Origin of the sequence: Rathayibacter tanaceti (assembly GCF_001634385.1) — a bacterium.
Taxonomy (GTDB): Bacteria; Actinomycetota; Actinomycetes; order Actinomycetales; family Microbacteriaceae; genus Rathayibacter; species Rathayibacter tanaceti.
In genome coordinates this window covers 1-15,270 of the sequence record NZ_LIIN01000075.1, presented here as the reverse complement: position 1 = coordinate 15,270, position 15,270 = coordinate 1, and the positions used below count along the sequence as shown (strand labels likewise).

The following is a 15,270-nucleotide window of genomic DNA, read 5'->3' as shown; positions in this document are numbered from 1 at the left end:
ACCCGTCACCGCAGCGCACCGCACTCGCCCCGCTCCCCGGGCCCCACCGACCCCCGCAGCCCCCACGACTCCGCACCACCTCCGACACCCGCACCACCGACCATGCAAGGAGAGACACCATGGCTCAGAGACAGTCGATCTTCGGCCGCATCGCGCAACTCGCGAAGGCCAACATCAATGCGCTCCTCGACCAGGCGGAGGACCCGCAGAAGATGCTCGACCAGATGGTCCGCGACTACACCGAGAGCATCCGCGACGCGGAGGCCGCCATCGCGACCACGATCGGCAATCTGCGCCTGCTCGAGGACGACTACCGCGAGGACGTGCAGAACGCCGAGGAGTGGGGCGGCAAGGCGCTCGCCGCGAGCCGCAAGGCCGACGAGCTGCGCTCCTCCGGCAGTGCCGCCGACGCCGACAAGTTCGACGCGCTCGCGAAGGTCGCGCTCCAGCGCCAGATCCAGTCCGAGAAGGAGGCGAAGGACGCCGAGCCGACGATCGCCTCGCAGACCGAGGTCGTCGACAAGCTCAAGTCGGGCCTGAACCAGATGCGCGAGAAGCTGCAGCAGCTCTCGAGCAAGCGCGACGAGCTGATCGCCCGCGCGAAGACTGTCGAAGCGCAGAGCCAGGTCCAGGACGCCGTGAAGAGCATCGACCTCATGGACCCGACCAGCGAGGTGAGCCGCTTCGAGCAGAAGATCCGTCGCGAGGAGGCGCGCGTCCGCGGCGCAGAAGAGCTCGCCTCCTCGAGCCTGGACGCCCAGTTCGAGTCGCTGGAGGACCTCGGCGAGCTGACCGAGGTGGAGGCGCGCCTCGCCGCCCTGAAGTCGGGCCGCCCGCAGGACTCGATCGGCTCGTGAGCCCCGTGTGCCTCCGGTGGGCCCCCGTCGGAGGCACACGCGCGCCGCGTGGCGTGCCGCGAACGAAGGCTGGCAATCATCCGGATGCGCTGTCGGCCACCGCCCCGTAGTGTTCAGACAAGGTTGCCCCTGACCCCGGTCACCCCTATGCCACGTCCGGCCACTACCGACGTGGTGAACCATGAGCGGACCGCCCCCGTCGGGATCGCTCGCCGAGAGACCGCCGCTGCAGACGGTCACCACGAAGAGCGAGGCGCCGATGAGCACTCCCACCACCACCGGTACCGGCGCACCGCGCGTCGTCCGGACCCGCCCCCGCGCCGACGGCCGCATCAACCCGACGACCGAGTACTCCGGCCTGCTGAGCACCGTCCGCGACGCAGGCCTCCTCCGCCGACGAACCGGCTTCTACTACGCCATGTTCGGTGCGCTCCTCCTCGCGCTCGGCGGCATCGTGACCGGCTTCGTCCTGCTCGGCGACTCCTGGTTCCAGCTCCTGCTCGCCGCCGCGCTGGGCATCGTGCTGACGCAGTTCGCCTTCCTCGCGCACGAGGCCTCGCACCGCCAGGTCTTCGAGTCCGGCAAGGCCAACGACGTCGCGGGGCGCACCCTCGCCAACCTCTTCGTCGGCATCAGCTACTCGTGGTGGATGACCAAGCACAGCCGCCACCACGCGAACCCCAACGTCCTCGGCAAGGACCCGGACATCGAGCGCGACGTCATCTCGTTCACCAGCGAGGACGCCGCCCGCTCGCGAGGCCTGTACGCCTGGCTGACCCGGCGCCAGGCTACGCCTTCTTCCCGCTCCTCCTACTCGAGGGCATCAACCTGCACATCCACGGCTTCCGCACCGTCTTCGGCCGCGGCAAGGTCGACAAGCGGTGGGTGGAGATCTCGATGCTCGTCGCCCGCGTCGGCCTCTACCTCGCCGTGATCTTCTGGGCACTGCCGCTGGGCATGGCGTTCGCCTTCCTTGGCGTGCAGATGGGCGTCTTCGGCCTCTACATGGGCGCCTCGTTCGCCCCGAACCACAAGGGCATGCCGCTGCTGCCCAAGGAGGCGCGCGTCGACTTCCTGCGCCGCCAGGTCCTCACCTCGCGCAGCATCAAGAGCAACTGGCTCACCGACCTCTACATGGGCGGCCTCAACTACCAGGTCGAGCACCACCTCTTCCCGAACATGCCCCGCCCGGCCCTGCGCCGCGCGCAGGTCATCGCGAAGGAGTACTGCTCCACCCACCAGATCCCCTACACCGAGACCTCGCTCCTCGAGTCGTACGGCATCGTCGTCCGCTACCTGAACCGCGTCGGCCTCTCGGCCGGCGGCGATCCGTTCGACTGCCCGGCCGCCTCGGCGTACGGCCGCTGAGTACAGCGCTGCGAAGGCCCCCGCTCCGGTCAGGAGCGGGGGCCTTCGCCGTCCCGCTTCCTCCTCCGCGCCCGCGCGCAAGGGGGTGCCCTCGCGAGCTGCCCGACCTAGCGTGGACAGTATGAGCAGCTTCGACGACGACACCGAGCCCACCCTGTCCGAGGACACCGCAGAAGGAGCAGAACGCACGCCAGACCCCGCCACCGAGACCGGCACCGCCGCCGGCCTCGACGAGGTGGGCGGAGCCTCCGACGCCCTGGCCGACGGGGTCGGCGCCGACGGCGAGGAGCAGAACCCGCCACTGCCGGACTGGGCCCCACCGACGGCGTCCACGGCACCGACGCCGAGACCGACGCGTCCGGCACCGAGCAGCGCTGAGACTCCCTGCTCAGGGGCCTCCCCGGCCGCTCGGCGCACCCGCCGACCGCGTACCGAGGAGGTCCCTCCGTGTTCGCCCGGCCGTCGTTCGACGCTCGTCCGCTCAGCCCTACACTGGCGCAATGCAGTCGAATGAACGCGCCCTCCGGGTGATCTCCTACAACCTCCGGGAGCACCGCGCGCACGTCGAGATCGCTCCGCTCGCCGCCCGCCACGACGTCGACGTCCTCTGCCTCCAGGAGTGCGACACCACGAAGCTCCCGCAGGAGGTGGGCGAGCTCAGGCTCGCCTCGGTGACGGCCCGCAACCGCCTCGGGCTGGCGGTGTACTACTCGCAGACCCGATTCGAGCTGGCCGGCAGCGCCGCCTTCGAGTTGAGCAAGTCGATGCACGACCGCGTCATGTCGCCGGCGCACGAGCGCCTGCTGGCCGTGCGCCTCGACGACCGCGACGGAGGCTCGATCGTCGTCTCGTCGTTCCACGCCGCTCCGCTCTCGGCCGGCAACGCCCTGCGCCGCAAGCAGATCGACGAAGCACTCAACCGGCTGCGCGAGTACGCACCCGACACCCCCTCGCTGATGGTCGGCGACTACAACTACCCGTGGTTCTTCCGCGGTCTCGACCGCCGGATGACCCGCAACGGATACCTCGTCTCGCGCAGCGACTCCCCCACTTACGCCCGCTACCGCTACTTCAGCGGCCACTTCGACTTCGCCATCAGCGACGCTGTGAGGATCGAGCGCGTCTCGACCCTGCCGCAGGGACTCTCGGACCACCTCCCCGTCCTGGTCGACGCCCACTACGAAGTCCCCGTCGCCTGATCGATCCGCGCCCGCGGCGGGAGCAGCCTCCGCCGGTCGCTAGGCTCGAAGGGTGACGACCCTCATCCTCGCCCGGCACGGAGAGACCGTCTGGCACTCCGAGAACCGATTCGCCGGATCCTCCGACATCGCCCTGACTCCGCACGGACAGGACCAGGCAGCAACGCTCGCCTCCTGGGCCGTGGACGCCGACCTCGACGCCGTGTACTCGTCCACGCTCGTGCGTGCGGTGCGCACGGCGGTGCCCGCCGCCCGAGCCGCCCACCTCGAACTCCAGCCTGACCCTGCGCTGGTCGAGGTCGACTTCGGCCAGGGCGAGGGGCTCACCACCGCCGAGATGGAGGAGCGATTCCCCGACGCCTATCGGGCCTGGGTCGCCGCTCCCGCGATCCAGCCGATGCCCGGAGGCGAGTCGGGCCTGGACGCCGTCGCGCGCGCCAACACCGCCCTCGCCCGCATTCACCGCGAGCACCCCGAGGGCCGTGTCCTCGTCGTCGCGCACGGCACCCTGATCCGACTGCTGCTCTGCGCCTACCTCGGCATCAACCCCGAGACGTACCGGCACACCTTCCCCGTCGTCGACAACGTGGCTCTGACGACGCTGCGCTGGGACGCGACGGGCGTGGGCCTGCTCGGCTACAACGTCCCTCCCGTGCAGACCCAGCGACGCTCCAGCTGAGCGACGTGCCCCGGGCGCAGCGGTCGGCGAGCGCCGCCTCGATCGGCCTGGTGCTCGGCTCGGTCGCGAGCGTGCAGGTGGGCGCCTCCTTCGCCGTGCTGCTGTTCCCCGCCGCGGGGCCGATCGGCACGGTCACGCTACGCCTGGTGTTCTCGGCGGTGGTGCTGCTGCTGGTGTGCCGTCCGCGGCTGCGCGGCCACAGCCGGAGCGACTGGGCGACCGTCGCCGCCTACGGCCTGGCGCTCGGCGGGATGAACGCCTGCTACTACGAGGCCATCGCACGGATCCCGCAGGGAGCGGCGGTGACGCTGGAGGTGCTGGGGCCCCTGACGCTCTCGGTGATCGCCGGACGGAGCCTCTTGAGCCTCGTCTGGGCCGTGCTGGCCCTTGCGGGTGTGGTCACACTCTCGCAGGGCGGTTTCTCGTCGATGGATCCGGTGGGCGTGGGCTTCGCGCTGGGGGCGGCCGTGCTCTGGGCCGCGTACATCGTGTTCGCCGGGCGCACCGGCGGGCGGTTCCAGGGGATCGATGGGCTCGCGCTGGCGCTCGCGGCCGGAGCGGTCGTCTCGCTGCCGTTCGGCATCGCCTCCGCCGGGCCGGCCCTCGTGGTGCCGCCGGTGCTGCTGCTCGGACTGGCGGTGGCGGTGCTCTCCTCCGCGGTCCCCTACGCGCTCGAACTACTGGCGCTGCGGCGGCTGCGCTCCTCCACGTTCTCGATCCTGATGTCGCTCTCGCCCGGGGCGGCGGCGCTCTCGGGGTTCCTGGTGCTCGGACAGCGGCTCAGCGTCGTCGAGGCAGTCGGGATCGCACTCGTGGTGGCCGCGAGCATCGGAGCGGTGCTGACTGCGCGGTCCTCCGCCTGAGCGACAGGTCTTTTGTTAGGCTAACTATGTGCCATCGACCGAGACTCCGCAGACCGGATCAGCGCAGACCGGATCAGCACCGACCGAATCAGCGCAGACCGACCTCCCCCTGAGATCCCTCGCGGGCGAGGTGCGGGTGGCGGTCGGCCGCCTCGGGCGGCGGCTCCGCCAAGAGAAGGCCCATCACGAGCTCAGCGACCCGCAGTTCAGCGTGCTCGCCCTCCTGCACCGCGAGGGCGCGAAGACCCTGGGCGAGCTGGCCGACGCGGAGCGGGTCCGCCCGCCCTCGATGACCCGCACGGTCGGTTGCCTGGTCGACGAGGGCTGGTGGAGCGGCTCGCCGACCCCGCCGACGGACGTGTGACGCGCATCCGCGCCACCGAGGAGGGTGGCGCTCTGGTGCTCGACGTCCGCCGCAGCCGCGACGCCTGGCTGGTGGCGCGCCTGCTTGAGCTCCCTCCCGAGGACCTGCGCCTGCTGAACGACGCGGCGGCAGTGCTGCGCGCGATGGCCGACCGATGAGCGCGATGTTCCGCTCCCTGGCGGTGCCGAACTACCGGATCTGGTTCGCCGGCGCGACGGTCTCGAACATCGGCACCTGGATGCAGCGCACCGCCCAGGACTGGATCGTGATCAACGACCTCACCGACCACGACGCGACCGCGCTCGGCGTGACGATGGCGCTGCAGTTCGGTCCGCAGCTCTTGATGGTCCCCTTCTCCGGATTCATCGCCGACCGCTTCGACCGACGCACGCTGCTGATGGCCACCCAGGGCGCGATGGGGGCGCTCGGGCTCGGCCTGGGCCTCATCGTCGTGACCGGGGCCGTGCAGCTCTGGATGGTGTACCTCTTCGCCCTGCTCCTCGGCTTCGCCGCCGCGATCGATGCGCCCGTGCGCCAGACCTTCGTCTCGGCCCTGGTCGAGGAGCGCGACCTCAGCAACGCCGTCTCGCTCAACTCGGCCTCGTTCAACTCGGCGCGGATGATCGGGCCGGCCATCGCGGGAGTGCTCATCGCCGCGATCGGCTCCGGCTGGGTGTTCCTCCTCAACGCGGCGAGCTTCCTCGCCGTGCTGCTCTCACTCCGGGCGCTGCACCGCGACGAGCTGCGCAGCGCCCCGCGCGCGACCCGCCGGCCGGGCGCGCTGCTGGAGGGGTTCCGCTACGTCTCGACGCGGCCGGACATCCTGGTGGTGCTGGTGATCGTCTTCCTGATCGGCACGTTCGGTCTCAACTTCCCGATCTTCGCCTCGACGATGGCGACCGTCGTGTTCGACATGGGGGCGAGCGAGTTCGGTCTGCTCTCGTCGGCGATCGCGGTCGGCTCGGTGCTGGGTGCGCTGCTCTCGGCCCGTCGCGACCGTCCGAGGCTCCGACTCATCGTCGCGCCTCCGCCGCCTTCGGCGTCGCGCTCGCCCTCGCCGGCGTCATGCCGACCGTGTGGGCGTTCGCGATCCTGCTCCCCTTCGTCGGAGTGGCGGCGCAGACGCTGATGACCTCGGCCAACGGCTACGTGCAACTCTCGACCGCCCCCGAGATGCGGGGCCGGGTGATGGCGCTGTACATGGCGATCTTCGTCGGCGGCACTCCGATCGGCGCACCCGTGATCGGCTGGGTCGCGAACTCCTACGGACCGCGCCAGGCGATGCTGGTGGGCGCGGCCTCCGGCATCGCGGCGGCCGCTATCGGCCTCGGCTTCCACCTCCGCCTGCGCCGCGCCGCCCGGCTCGCGGCGGCCGAGGCCGTCACCGGAGACCGGGCCGTCCTCCGTCCGCGCGCCTGACAGCGTGCGGATCTGTACGGAGAACCACGAAGATCGTACAGTTGCCGCACGGTCACCATCTCCGTCACGGATGCGCGCGCGACCTTCTCGGACGTGGTCGAGCGCTCCCATACCGAGACCGTGATCGTCGAACGGCGAGGGCGAGCGGAGGCCGTCGTCGTCAGTCCCGAGCGCTACGAGCGGATGATGGACGCCCTCGAGGAGGTAGAGGACTTCCAGGCCTTCGACGCCGCGATGGCCGAGGGGGCGCGAACATCCAGCATCGATCTCCTCGAGATCGTAGGTACGGCCACGGACAATACGGGGCGCGAAATCCTCCTGCGCCAGCAACGTCTCATCCTCAGCGAAAAAGGCCATGCTGTTGAGGAGGACGCAGCCGATCTCCGGATCCTCGAACCGGGCCGTCGGACGGCGAAAATAGTGCTCAATCCGCTCCCGAAGCCGCTCGAGAGACACCACGCCATTCGCCGTCCAAGCAGATGCCAGACTTCGCTGATTCGCATACGGGCGAATCCAGAGAACAGGCCGACCCCAACGATGCGATTGCTAAACGCGGGCTGGGAGCGGTCGACGTGAGTCTTGAAGATGAAGGAGTGGCCTGGCGCCAGCGTCTTGAAGCCCTGTCGGGGACTCGGGAACCAGAAGTTGACCTCATCGTGCTGGGCGCCGGTGGCGAGGAGCAGGCGATACCAGTCCAGGTCCGCGACGCCGACGTACGCCTTCATCCGGCCTTCCCCAGGAAGCTGATGGCCGGAGCCTAGCGAACAGGACGCTACGAACAAGCGGGTTCCGTCCGTAACGATGAAGGCCCGCGCACGCTTCGAGTGATCCAGCGCGCCCTGGCCAATAGTCGCCGTCTACGAACGAACCACGGCGAGCAGGAAGATAATCCATCCGCCAACCGCAGCCAGCCCGACGACCAGCGAAACCAGAAGGCGCAGACGCTTCGCCCGCATGAGCAGAGCGACGCCCGCTCCTCCCAGACCCACAGCCGGCAGCGCCAGAGCCAACGCCCGTGTATTCGCCACGGCGTCCGTCACACCGCACGACAGCCAACTCGCAGCGATATCGGGCGTGAGCGCTGAGGATCCCAAGAAGTAAAGGATTCCCAGCGGGACGAGTGCCACGACGACGAACGCGATCGCGAACCACCCAGCGAGCTTCCGATCCGCAAATCGGGCGATCACCACAGAGCCCCCGACGGCGACGGTCATCCAGACAAACGACCACACGACGCGCTCAAGCGCACCATCGAGTGCCGTCGCCGGACAGTAGCTCCAGAGCAGAAGCGCATCTCGGATGATCCAGATGGACCAGCCAAAACTAAGAATCACTCCTACGGCGGTGATCCCCAGTCCCAGGATCGCGAGCCTCGAACGCATCTCAGCACGCTACCACTGCAGGGGCCACACCTTCGCAGCGTCGAGTGCTGCAGCGAAGCCGCCAACTCTCCCAAGCCACAAACCGTCTAGCTATTTACGACACGCACCACTAGCAAGTGCCTTCGCCGAGGATCGAGCGTGTACCCCACGCCGTGGCGCGGAGCACAACCGTCGCGGCGCCGACAGCGAGCGGTGACGCCGAGCGCGCTCAGGCCTCGCGCGTGATCTCGACGCGGACGAAGAGCTTGGACGAGCGCGGGCCCGCGAACACACCGCGCAGAGGCGCGATGTCGTTGTAGTCGCGCCCGCGGCCGACGATGACATGGCGGTCGCCGATGTCGATCAGGTTGGTCGGGTCGTAGCCGCGCCACGTGCCTCCGCAGAACCACTCGACCCAGGCGTGCGACTCGCCCACCACCGTCTCGCCGATCTCGGCGAGCGGTTGGGGGTGCAGATAGCCCGAGACGTAGCGCGCAGGGATACCGACGGAGCGCAGCGCCCCGAGGACGATGTGGGTGATGTCCTGGCAGACGCCCTCGCGCGCGGTCCACGACTCCGTCGCCGTGGAGTGCACGCCGGTGACACCCTGCCGGTAGGTCATCGCGCGGCCGATCGTCTCGGCGATCGAGAGAGCGGCCTCGCAGGGGCCCGCCGCCTCGTCGACGAGCGAGCGGGCCAGGACCGCGAGATCCTCCGGAGGCACGGTGCGCTGGGTCTGCTTCGACTGCTCCACGTACTCGGTGCGCGTCTCGACCTGCTCGACCAGCTGCTCCCAGCCGTAGGGGTGGTCGGGATGCTGCTTCGGCCGCACCTCGACGAGCGACGTCGCCGTCAGCGAGAGCTCACGGTGCGCGTCGAGCACATCGAACGACGAGACGCGGGTCCCCCAGTAGTCGGTGTAGGCGTGCACGGACGTGACCGGGCGGATGTCGAGGTTCGAGAACAGCACGAGCTGCCCGTCGGAGGAGGCGGGCAGCATCCGCGCCTCGTTGTAGGAGGCGACGACATCGCCCGCGTAGGTGAAGCCCGTGGTGTGCCTGATGCGCAGCCTGCTCACAGCGCCTCCCCGATCCAGCTCGGCATGACATTGGTGGGGAAGTACCGCTGGCGGATCGCCTCGGACGCGGCCGAGGTCGCCTCCTGCACGCTGTCCATGTGCCGCGGGAGGTCCACGAGGATGTCGGTGATGGGCCGGAACTCCAGCTCGCTGCGGATCCGCCCGAGCACGCGCTGCGCGTCGCCCGAGTGGCCGATGCGGCCGGTGCGCGGCTCGATGTCGCGCATGCACGCCTCCGCCCGGGAGACCGAGAAGAGGATCGAACGCGGGAACAGACGGTCGAGGAGGAGGAACTCGGCCGCATTGCGCGCGCTCGGCACTCCTCGGTAGGTGCGCAGGTAGGCCTCGTAGGCGCCGCAGGAGCGGAGGATCGTGGTCCAGGAGGGACCGCTCGCCTCGGTCAACGACCGGGTGGCGAGCAGTCGGGCCGTCATGTCGGCGCGCTCGATCGAGCGGCCGAGGGTGAAGAACTGCCAGGCCTCATCGCGCGAAGTCGCCGACTCGATGATCCCCACGGCGAGCGCCGAACGCTCGCGCACCCAGCCGAAGAACTCCGAGACGCGCTCTCCCGAGACGCGGCGCGGCATCCGGGTGCGCGTGGTGTTGAGGCACTCCCACAGCTCGGTCGAGACGATCTCGCGCGCCCGCCGGGCGTTCTCGCGGGCGGCGCCGAGCGAGTAGGCGATGGAGGCAGAGTTCGTGCGGTCGATCGCGAGGATCGCCAGCACGTCGGCGCGGGTGATCTCGCGCAGGTCGTCGGGCGGGGTCGAGCCCATCACCGACAGGAGGGAGCGGCAGGCGGTGTCCTCGTCGATCCACGGGTCCTCCAGCAGGAGCTGGAGGTGCACGTCGAGGATGCGGGCGGTGCCGTCGGAGCGCTCGATGTAGCGGCCGATCCAGAAGAGCGACTCGGCGATCCTGGAGAGCATCAGTCGTCCTCCCCCACCGCGCGCGCCTGCTGCTGCTGCTGGTCCTGGTCGGTGCTCGGTGCGTCCTGCGGCGAGTGGTCGGGGGTGTGGTTCAGCGGGTAGACGATCGGGATCGAGCTGGTCACCGCGGCCTGCTCGGCGACGAGCGCCTGGATGTCGCGCGACTCGGGCTCGGGCCGCTGATCGTCGAGACCGACCACCCAGGTGTCCTTCGAGCCGCCGCCCTGCGAGGAATTGACGACCAGCTGGCCCTCCGGCAGCGCCACCCGGGTGAGGCCCCCTGGCAGCACCCAGACGTCGGTGCCGTCGTTGACCGCGAAGGGCCGCAGATCGGCGTGGCGCGGGCGCATCCCGTCGTCGACGAGCGTGGGGATGGTCGAGAGCTGCACGACAGGCTGGGCGATCCAGCCCCGCGGATCGGCCTGGAGGCGCGAGCGCAGCTCGGCCAGCTCCTTGGCCGAGGCCGCGGGGCCGACGACCAGGCCCTTGCCGCCGGAGCCGTCGACCGGCTTGACGACGAGCTCGTCGAGCCGGTCGAGCACCTCCTCGAGCGCCCCCGGGTCCTCCAGGCGCCAGGTGTCGACGTTCTTGATCACCGGCTCCTCCGAGAGGTAGTAGCGGATGAGATCGGGCAGGTAGGTGTAGACGAGTTTGTCGTCGGCGACGCCGTTGCCGACCGCGTTCGCGATGGTGACGGTGCCCAGCCTCGCCGCGAGCATCAGACCCGGGGAGCCGAGCATCGAGTCGGCGCGGAACTGCAGCGGGTCGAGGAACTCGTCGTCGACACGGCGGTAGATCACGTCGACCCGCGTGGGGCCGGACGTGGTGCGCATGAACACCTTGCCGCCGGTGCAGAACAGGTCTCGGCCCTCGACCAGCTCGACTCCCATCAGGCGGGCGAGCAGGGTGTGCTCGAAGTAGGCGGAGTTGTAGACGCCGGGCGTGAGCACGACGACGGTCGGGTCGTCGACGCCCTCGGGGGCGGAGGCACGCAGGGCCTGCAGCAGCCGGTTCGGGTAGTCGCCGACCGGGCGCACGCGCATCGAGACGAACAGCTCGGGAAGGGTCTGCGCCATCACCCGGCGGTTCGAGATGACGTAGGAGACTCCCGACGGCACCCGCACGTTGTCCTCGAGGACCCGCCAACCGCCGACCTCGTCGCGGATCAGGTCGATGCCGGACACCTGGATCCGCACGCCGTTGGCCGGGACGATGCCCGCGGCCTGGCGGTGGAAGTGGCTCGAGCTCGAGATCAGGCCGGCCGGGATCACTCCGTCGGCGACCGCGTTCTGCGCACCGTAGACATCGGCGAGGAACGCCTCGAGGGCCCGGACCCGCTGCTTGATGCCGCTCTGCACCTCGTTCCACTCGGTGTGCTCGATGACCCGGGGCACTGCGTCGAGCGGGAAGGGCCGCTCCTCCCCCGCGAAGTCGAAGGTGACGCCCTGCGCGAGGTAGGAGGAGGCGAGCGCGTCGGTCCTGCCGCGCAGCTCCTCCTGGGTCATCCGCGCGAGCGACGAGTAGATGTCGCGGTAGGCGCCGCGGACGCCGTCGGGGCCGCCGGCCGCCGCGACATCGGCGAACATCTCGTCCCAGGGAGTGGCGCCCCCGGCGGGCCGCTCGACCTTCTGGGACCCGTATCCGTCGAAGAGGTCACCCATGGCACGACTCTAGTGCGGGCCGTATTGCGGGGATGTTTCGGGCGGCGGCGGGCTCGTCGAGACGCCTGCCTCGACCACATCGGGTCGCGCGTGCGGCACTCCGACACTCGGGTTGTAACCGTTCGATCACCCTGGATGGTGGGAACGTTCGGTTACGTCAGGGTGGTACTGATGGGTTACACTACTGCGAGTAGCCGAAGGGTTACCCTCGAGAAGGAGATGGCAGATGTTCAGTGGAGTCAACGACCTCCGGCAGTTGGTCGTCTCGATGCGGGAGGACGCCGGGCTCAGCCAGGCCGAGCTGGCTCGACGCGCAGGGCTCTCCCGCAAGTGGGTGAACGAGTTCGAGCGAGGTAATCCCAATGCGCGTGTCGGTGCGGTGCTCGACGTGCTCAGAGCACTGGGCTACGGCCTCGAAGAGACAGCGCTCGATGCCCACCGCGCGTGAGCTCGTCGCCTACCTCGACGGCAGAAAGGCTGGCACATTCCTCCAGGAGAGCACCGGGAACACAGTCTTCGTCTACGACAGAGACTACAGAAGTGACCCATTGAGCACTCCCCTTTCGTTATCGATGAGCAAAGCCGTGGAGCGGCACAACAAGCGCAAAGTGCTCCCCTGGCTCACCGGGCTCATTCCGGACAACGACGCGGCGCGAAGCGCCATTGCTCGACGTTTCGACGTCAATCCCAGAAATCCGTTCGCCATTCTTGAGCATACGGGATCCGACGCCCCGGGAGCCGTTCAGCTCCTTCCCCCCGGAGAAGCATCTACCGGCACGGACGCGACCGGAACGCGAGAAAGACTCTGAAAGACGAGGACGTCGCCGAACAGCTTCGCCTGGTCCTCGACGAATACCGAGACGGGACTCCGGACGCGCGCCTCGACCAGCGATTCTCGCTTCCCGGAGCACAACCCAAGATCGCGCTCGTTCGCTATCAAGGAGAGTGGGCCCGTGCGCTGGGTGCAACGCCGACGACCCACATCCTCAAGCCGGTTCCACCGGACGGGTTCAGGCGCGTCGACGTCGTCGAATACCTGACATCGACAGCAGCGAGCAGCCTGGGCCTCACCACTGCCACGTTCTGGATGCAGCAGATCGGGCCACACCGCGTCTTCGTCTCGGAACGCTACGACCGAGAGCACGGGGCGGATGGAATCGTTCGGCGATTGCATCAGGAGGACCTGGGACAGGCCTTGTCGACCGATCCCGCCAAGAAGTACCAGCGAAGAGAAGGCGGGCCCGGTATCGCCGCTGTAGCATCCCTTGTGCATTCTCTGGCACTCGATGAGGCAGAAAGAGCAGTGATCGCCTGGGACTTTTTCTGTGGCGTCGCTTTCAACAGCGTTGCATACTGTACCGACGCCCATATCAAGAATTATTCGATCATGCTCGAGGGATCTCGCGTGCGACTGGCCCCGTTGTACGACCTGAACACCATTGCTCCGTACCTCGACGATCAGTTGCGGTTCGGTGACAGGGGACAGCCTCCGCAGGCGGCGATGTCGGTGGATGGCGAGTACCGCTTCGACGCCATGTCGGAAACAGGGTTCGCCACAGAGGCGCGCAAGCTCGGAGTGGATGCCGGTCGGGCCATCGACGAAGTCCGTCGGCTTCGTCACGACATGGTCGGAGCCTTCGAGGATGCTCGCGACACTCTCGTCGCCCTCGACGACGAGACCACTGGATTCGCCCGAGACGTCGTGGATGGTGTCGCACGCATCCCGTCGCTGACGCATCCCTGAGCCGGGACCTGAGCCGGGAATAGATCCGGCCGCGCGTGGTTGTACCGCCATGTACATGCAAACGCATGGACCTGGCCCCGCGGGGCCGGAGGACAGAAGGAGCGCCCGATGCAGTTCGGCATCTTCACGGTGAGCGACATCACGACCGACCCCACGACCGGACGGACCCCGTCGGAGTCCGAGAAGATCCAGGCGACCCTCGCGATCGCACTGAAGGCCGAGGAGATCGGCCTCGACGTCTTCGCCCTGGGCGAGCACCACAACCCGCCGTTCTGGTCCTCCTCCCCCACCACCACTCTCGGCTACCTCGCCGCGAAGACCGAGCGCATCCAGCTCTCGACCGCGATGGCACTGATCACCACGAACGACCCGGTGAAGCTCGCCGAGGACTACGCGATGCTCCAGCACCTCGCCGGCGGCCGCGTCGACGTGATGCTCGGCCGCGGCAACACCGGCCCGGTCTACCCGTGGTTCGGCAAGGACATCCGCCAGGGCATCGAGCTGACGATCGAGAACTACGACCTGCTGCACCGGCTCTGGACGGAGGAGTACGTCGACTGGCAGGGGCAGTTCCGTACGCCGCTCCAGGGCTTCCAGTCGACGCCGCGCCCGCTCGACGGGGTCGCTCCGTTCGTCTGGCACGGCTCGATCCGCTCGCCGCAGATCGCCGAGCAGGCCGCCTACTACGGCGACGGCTTCTTCTCGAACCACATCTTCTGGCCGGCCTCGCACACGCAGAAGATGGTGCAGCTCTACCGACAGCGCTTCGAGCACTACGGGCACGGGTCCGCGGACCAGGCCATCGTCGGCCTCGGCGGCCAGATCTTCCTGGCCCGCAACTCCCAGGATGCGGTCGCCCAGTTCCGCCCCTACTTCGACAACGCGCCCGTCTACGGCCACGGCCCCTCGCTCGAGGAGTTCACCGAGCAGACCCCGCTCACGGTCGGCTCCCCGCAGGAGATCATCGACCGCACTCTGGGCTTCCGCGAGTACGTCGGCGACTACCAGCGCCAGCTGTTCCTGATGGACCACGCGGGACTCCCGCTGAAGACGGTCCTCGAGCAGATGGACATGCTCGGCGAGATCCTGCCCGCTCTGCGCGCCGGATTCGCCGAGGGCCGCCCGTCGCACGTGCCCGACGCCCCCACCCACTCCTCCCTCGTGGCCGCGCGCGACGCTCAGCCCGAGCCCGTCACCGTTTAGTCAGGAGACCCGCATGGACACCCGCAGGATCGCCGTCGTGTCGGCCGGCCTCAGCCAGCCGTCCTCGACCCGGCTGCTCGCCGACCGCCTGAGCGCAGCGACCGAGAGCGCCCTCGCCGAGCAGGGCTTCGCCGTCGAGCGGAGCGTCGTCGAGCTGCGCGACCTCGCGCACGACATCACCAACAACCTCCTCACCGGCTTCGCGAGCCCGGCGCTGCAGACCGCGCTCGACGCGGTCGCCGGCGCCGACGGGTTGATCGCCGTGACGCCGATCTTCACCACCAGCTACAGCGGCCTGTTCAAATCGTTCGTCGACGTACTCGACACGGAGGCGCTGCGCGGTCTGCCCGTGCTGCTCGCGGCCACCGGTGGCTCGCCCCGGCACTCCCTCGCCGTGGACTACGCGATGCGCCCGCTGTTCAGCTACCTGCACGCGGCTCCGCTCTCGACCACCGTGTTCGCCGCCTCCGACGACTGGGGCGGAGCCACGGAGGACGGGCGGGCACTCCCCTCCCGCATCGACCGCGCCGGACGAGAGCTGGCCG

Annotated in this window: 17 protein-coding genes and 2 pseudogenes; 15 read left to right on the top strand and 4 right to left on the bottom strand. The window is 69.1% G+C overall.

Annotation, left to right across the window (positions count from 1 at the left end):
• Nucleotides 1-119 precede the first annotated feature (119 nt).
• The 10 genes and pseudogenes from ACH61_RS10060 (at nt 120) to ACH61_RS17950 (ending at nt 7,325) form a co-directional block, all read left to right on the top strand.
• The gene (locus ACH61_RS10060) at nt 120-857 is read left to right on the top strand and encodes a PspA/IM30 family protein (RefSeq protein WP_068211776.1); all 738 of its coding nucleotides are present in this window, start codon (nt 120-122) and stop codon (nt 855-857) included.
• A gap of 259 nt (nt 858-1,116) precedes the next feature.
• A pseudogene (locus ACH61_RS10055) lies at nt 1,117-2,225 on the top strand (fatty acid desaturase family protein).
• 121 nt (nt 2,226-2,346) lie between these two features.
• The gene (locus ACH61_RS16880) at nt 2,347-2,739 is read left to right on the top strand and encodes a hypothetical protein (protein WP_153038832.1); all 393 of its coding nucleotides are present in this window, start codon (nt 2,347-2,349) and stop codon (nt 2,737-2,739) included.
• On the top strand, nt 2,726-3,424 hold the full coding sequence (locus ACH61_RS10050) for an endonuclease/exonuclease/phosphatase family protein (RefSeq protein ID WP_068211775.1): 699 nt from the start codon (nt 2,726-2,728) through the stop codon (nt 3,422-3,424). Before ACH61_RS16880 ends, ACH61_RS10050 begins: the two co-directional genes overlap by 14 nt.
• 52 nt (nt 3,425-3,476) lie before the next feature.
• The gene (locus ACH61_RS10045) at nt 3,477-4,103 is read left to right on the top strand and encodes a histidine phosphatase family protein (protein WP_068211774.1); all 627 of its coding nucleotides are present in this window, start codon (nt 3,477-3,479) and stop codon (nt 4,101-4,103) included.
• Between the two features lie 5 nt (nt 4,104-4,108).
• On the top strand, nt 4,109-4,966 hold the full coding sequence (locus tag ACH61_RS10040) for an EamA family transporter (protein WP_068211773.1): 858 nt from the start codon (nt 4,109-4,111) through the stop codon (nt 4,964-4,966).
• A 28-nt stretch (nt 4,967-4,994) separates the two neighbouring features.
• Entirely contained in the window at nt 4,995-5,330 is a 336-nt protein-coding gene (locus tag ACH61_RS18400) for a MarR family winged helix-turn-helix transcriptional regulator (protein WP_236713628.1), read from the top strand.
• Nucleotides 5,327-5,488 carry a hypothetical protein gene (locus ACH61_RS18395; RefSeq protein WP_236713627.1) on the top strand — a complete coding sequence of 54 codons (162 nt, stop codon included), beginning with the start codon at nt 5,327-5,329 and terminating at the stop codon, nt 5,486-5,488. Before ACH61_RS18400 ends, ACH61_RS18395 begins: the two co-directional genes overlap by 4 nt.
• Nucleotides 5,485-6,749, top strand: a pseudogene (locus ACH61_RS10030) (MFS transporter). The gene ACH61_RS18395 and the pseudogene ACH61_RS10030 overlap by 4 nt, the downstream one beginning before the upstream one ends.
• 12 nt (nt 6,750-6,761) lie before the next feature.
• Nucleotides 6,762-7,325, top strand: a complete 564-nt coding sequence (locus ACH61_RS17950) for a type II toxin-antitoxin system Phd/YefM family antitoxin (protein ID WP_199220889.1) — start codon at nt 6,762-6,764, stop codon at nt 7,323-7,325.
• Between the two features lie 281 nt (nt 7,326-7,606).
• Here the strand turns inward: ACH61_RS17950 and ACH61_RS10015 are convergent, their stop codons facing one another.
• The 4 genes from ACH61_RS10015 to ACH61_RS10000 all read right to left on the bottom strand — a co-directional run bounded on the left by ACH61_RS10015 (nt 7,607) and on the right by ACH61_RS10000 (nt 11,778).
• Nucleotides 7,607-8,131, bottom strand: a complete 525-nt coding sequence (locus ACH61_RS10015) for a hypothetical protein (RefSeq protein ID WP_068211767.1) — start codon at nt 8,129-8,131, stop codon at nt 7,607-7,609.
• A 208-nt stretch (nt 8,132-8,339) separates the two neighbouring features.
• The gene (locus tag ACH61_RS10010; RefSeq protein ID WP_068211765.1) at nt 8,340-9,188 is read right to left on the bottom strand and encodes a transglutaminase family protein; all 849 of its coding nucleotides are present in this window, start codon (nt 9,186-9,188) and stop codon (nt 8,340-8,342) included.
• Nucleotides 9,185-10,117 carry an alpha-E domain-containing protein gene (locus ACH61_RS10005; protein ID WP_068211763.1) on the bottom strand — a complete coding sequence of 311 codons (933 nt, stop codon included), beginning with the start codon at nt 10,115-10,117 and terminating at the stop codon, nt 9,185-9,187. The genes ACH61_RS10010 and ACH61_RS10005 overlap by 4 nt, the downstream gene beginning before the upstream one ends.
• Entirely contained in the window at nt 10,117-11,778 is a 1,662-nt protein-coding gene (locus tag ACH61_RS10000; RefSeq protein ID WP_068211761.1) for a circularly permuted type 2 ATP-grasp protein, read from the bottom strand. Before ACH61_RS10000 ends, ACH61_RS10005 begins: the two co-directional genes overlap by 1 nt.
• 226 nt (nt 11,779-12,004) lie before the next feature.
• Here ACH61_RS10000 and ACH61_RS09995 point away from each other — a divergent pair, with 226 nt between their 5' ends.
• The 5 genes from ACH61_RS09995 to ACH61_RS09980 form a co-directional block, all read left to right on the top strand.
• The gene (locus tag ACH61_RS09995) at nt 12,005-12,226 is read left to right on the top strand and encodes a helix-turn-helix domain-containing protein (RefSeq protein WP_068211759.1); all 222 of its coding nucleotides are present in this window, start codon (nt 12,005-12,007) and stop codon (nt 12,224-12,226) included.
• Nucleotides 12,210-12,587, top strand: a complete 378-nt coding sequence (locus ACH61_RS16320) for a HipA N-terminal domain-containing protein (RefSeq protein WP_161489651.1) — start codon at nt 12,210-12,212, stop codon at nt 12,585-12,587. The genes ACH61_RS09995 and ACH61_RS16320 overlap by 17 nt, the downstream gene beginning before the upstream one ends.
• Nucleotides 12,500-13,522, top strand: a complete 1,023-nt coding sequence (locus ACH61_RS17415) for a HipA domain-containing protein (RefSeq protein ID WP_161489652.1) — start codon at nt 12,500-12,502, stop codon at nt 13,520-13,522. Before ACH61_RS16320 ends, ACH61_RS17415 begins: the two co-directional genes overlap by 88 nt.
• 108 nt (nt 13,523-13,630) lie before the next feature.
• Nucleotides 13,631-14,725, top strand: a complete 1,095-nt coding sequence (locus tag ACH61_RS09985) for an LLM class flavin-dependent oxidoreductase (RefSeq protein WP_068211754.1) — start codon at nt 13,631-13,633, stop codon at nt 14,723-14,725.
• 13 nt (nt 14,726-14,738) lie between these two features.
• Nucleotides 14,739-15,270 (top strand): FMN reductase (locus ACH61_RS09980; RefSeq protein ID WP_068211752.1); only part of this gene is annotated, 532 nt, incomplete at its 3' end.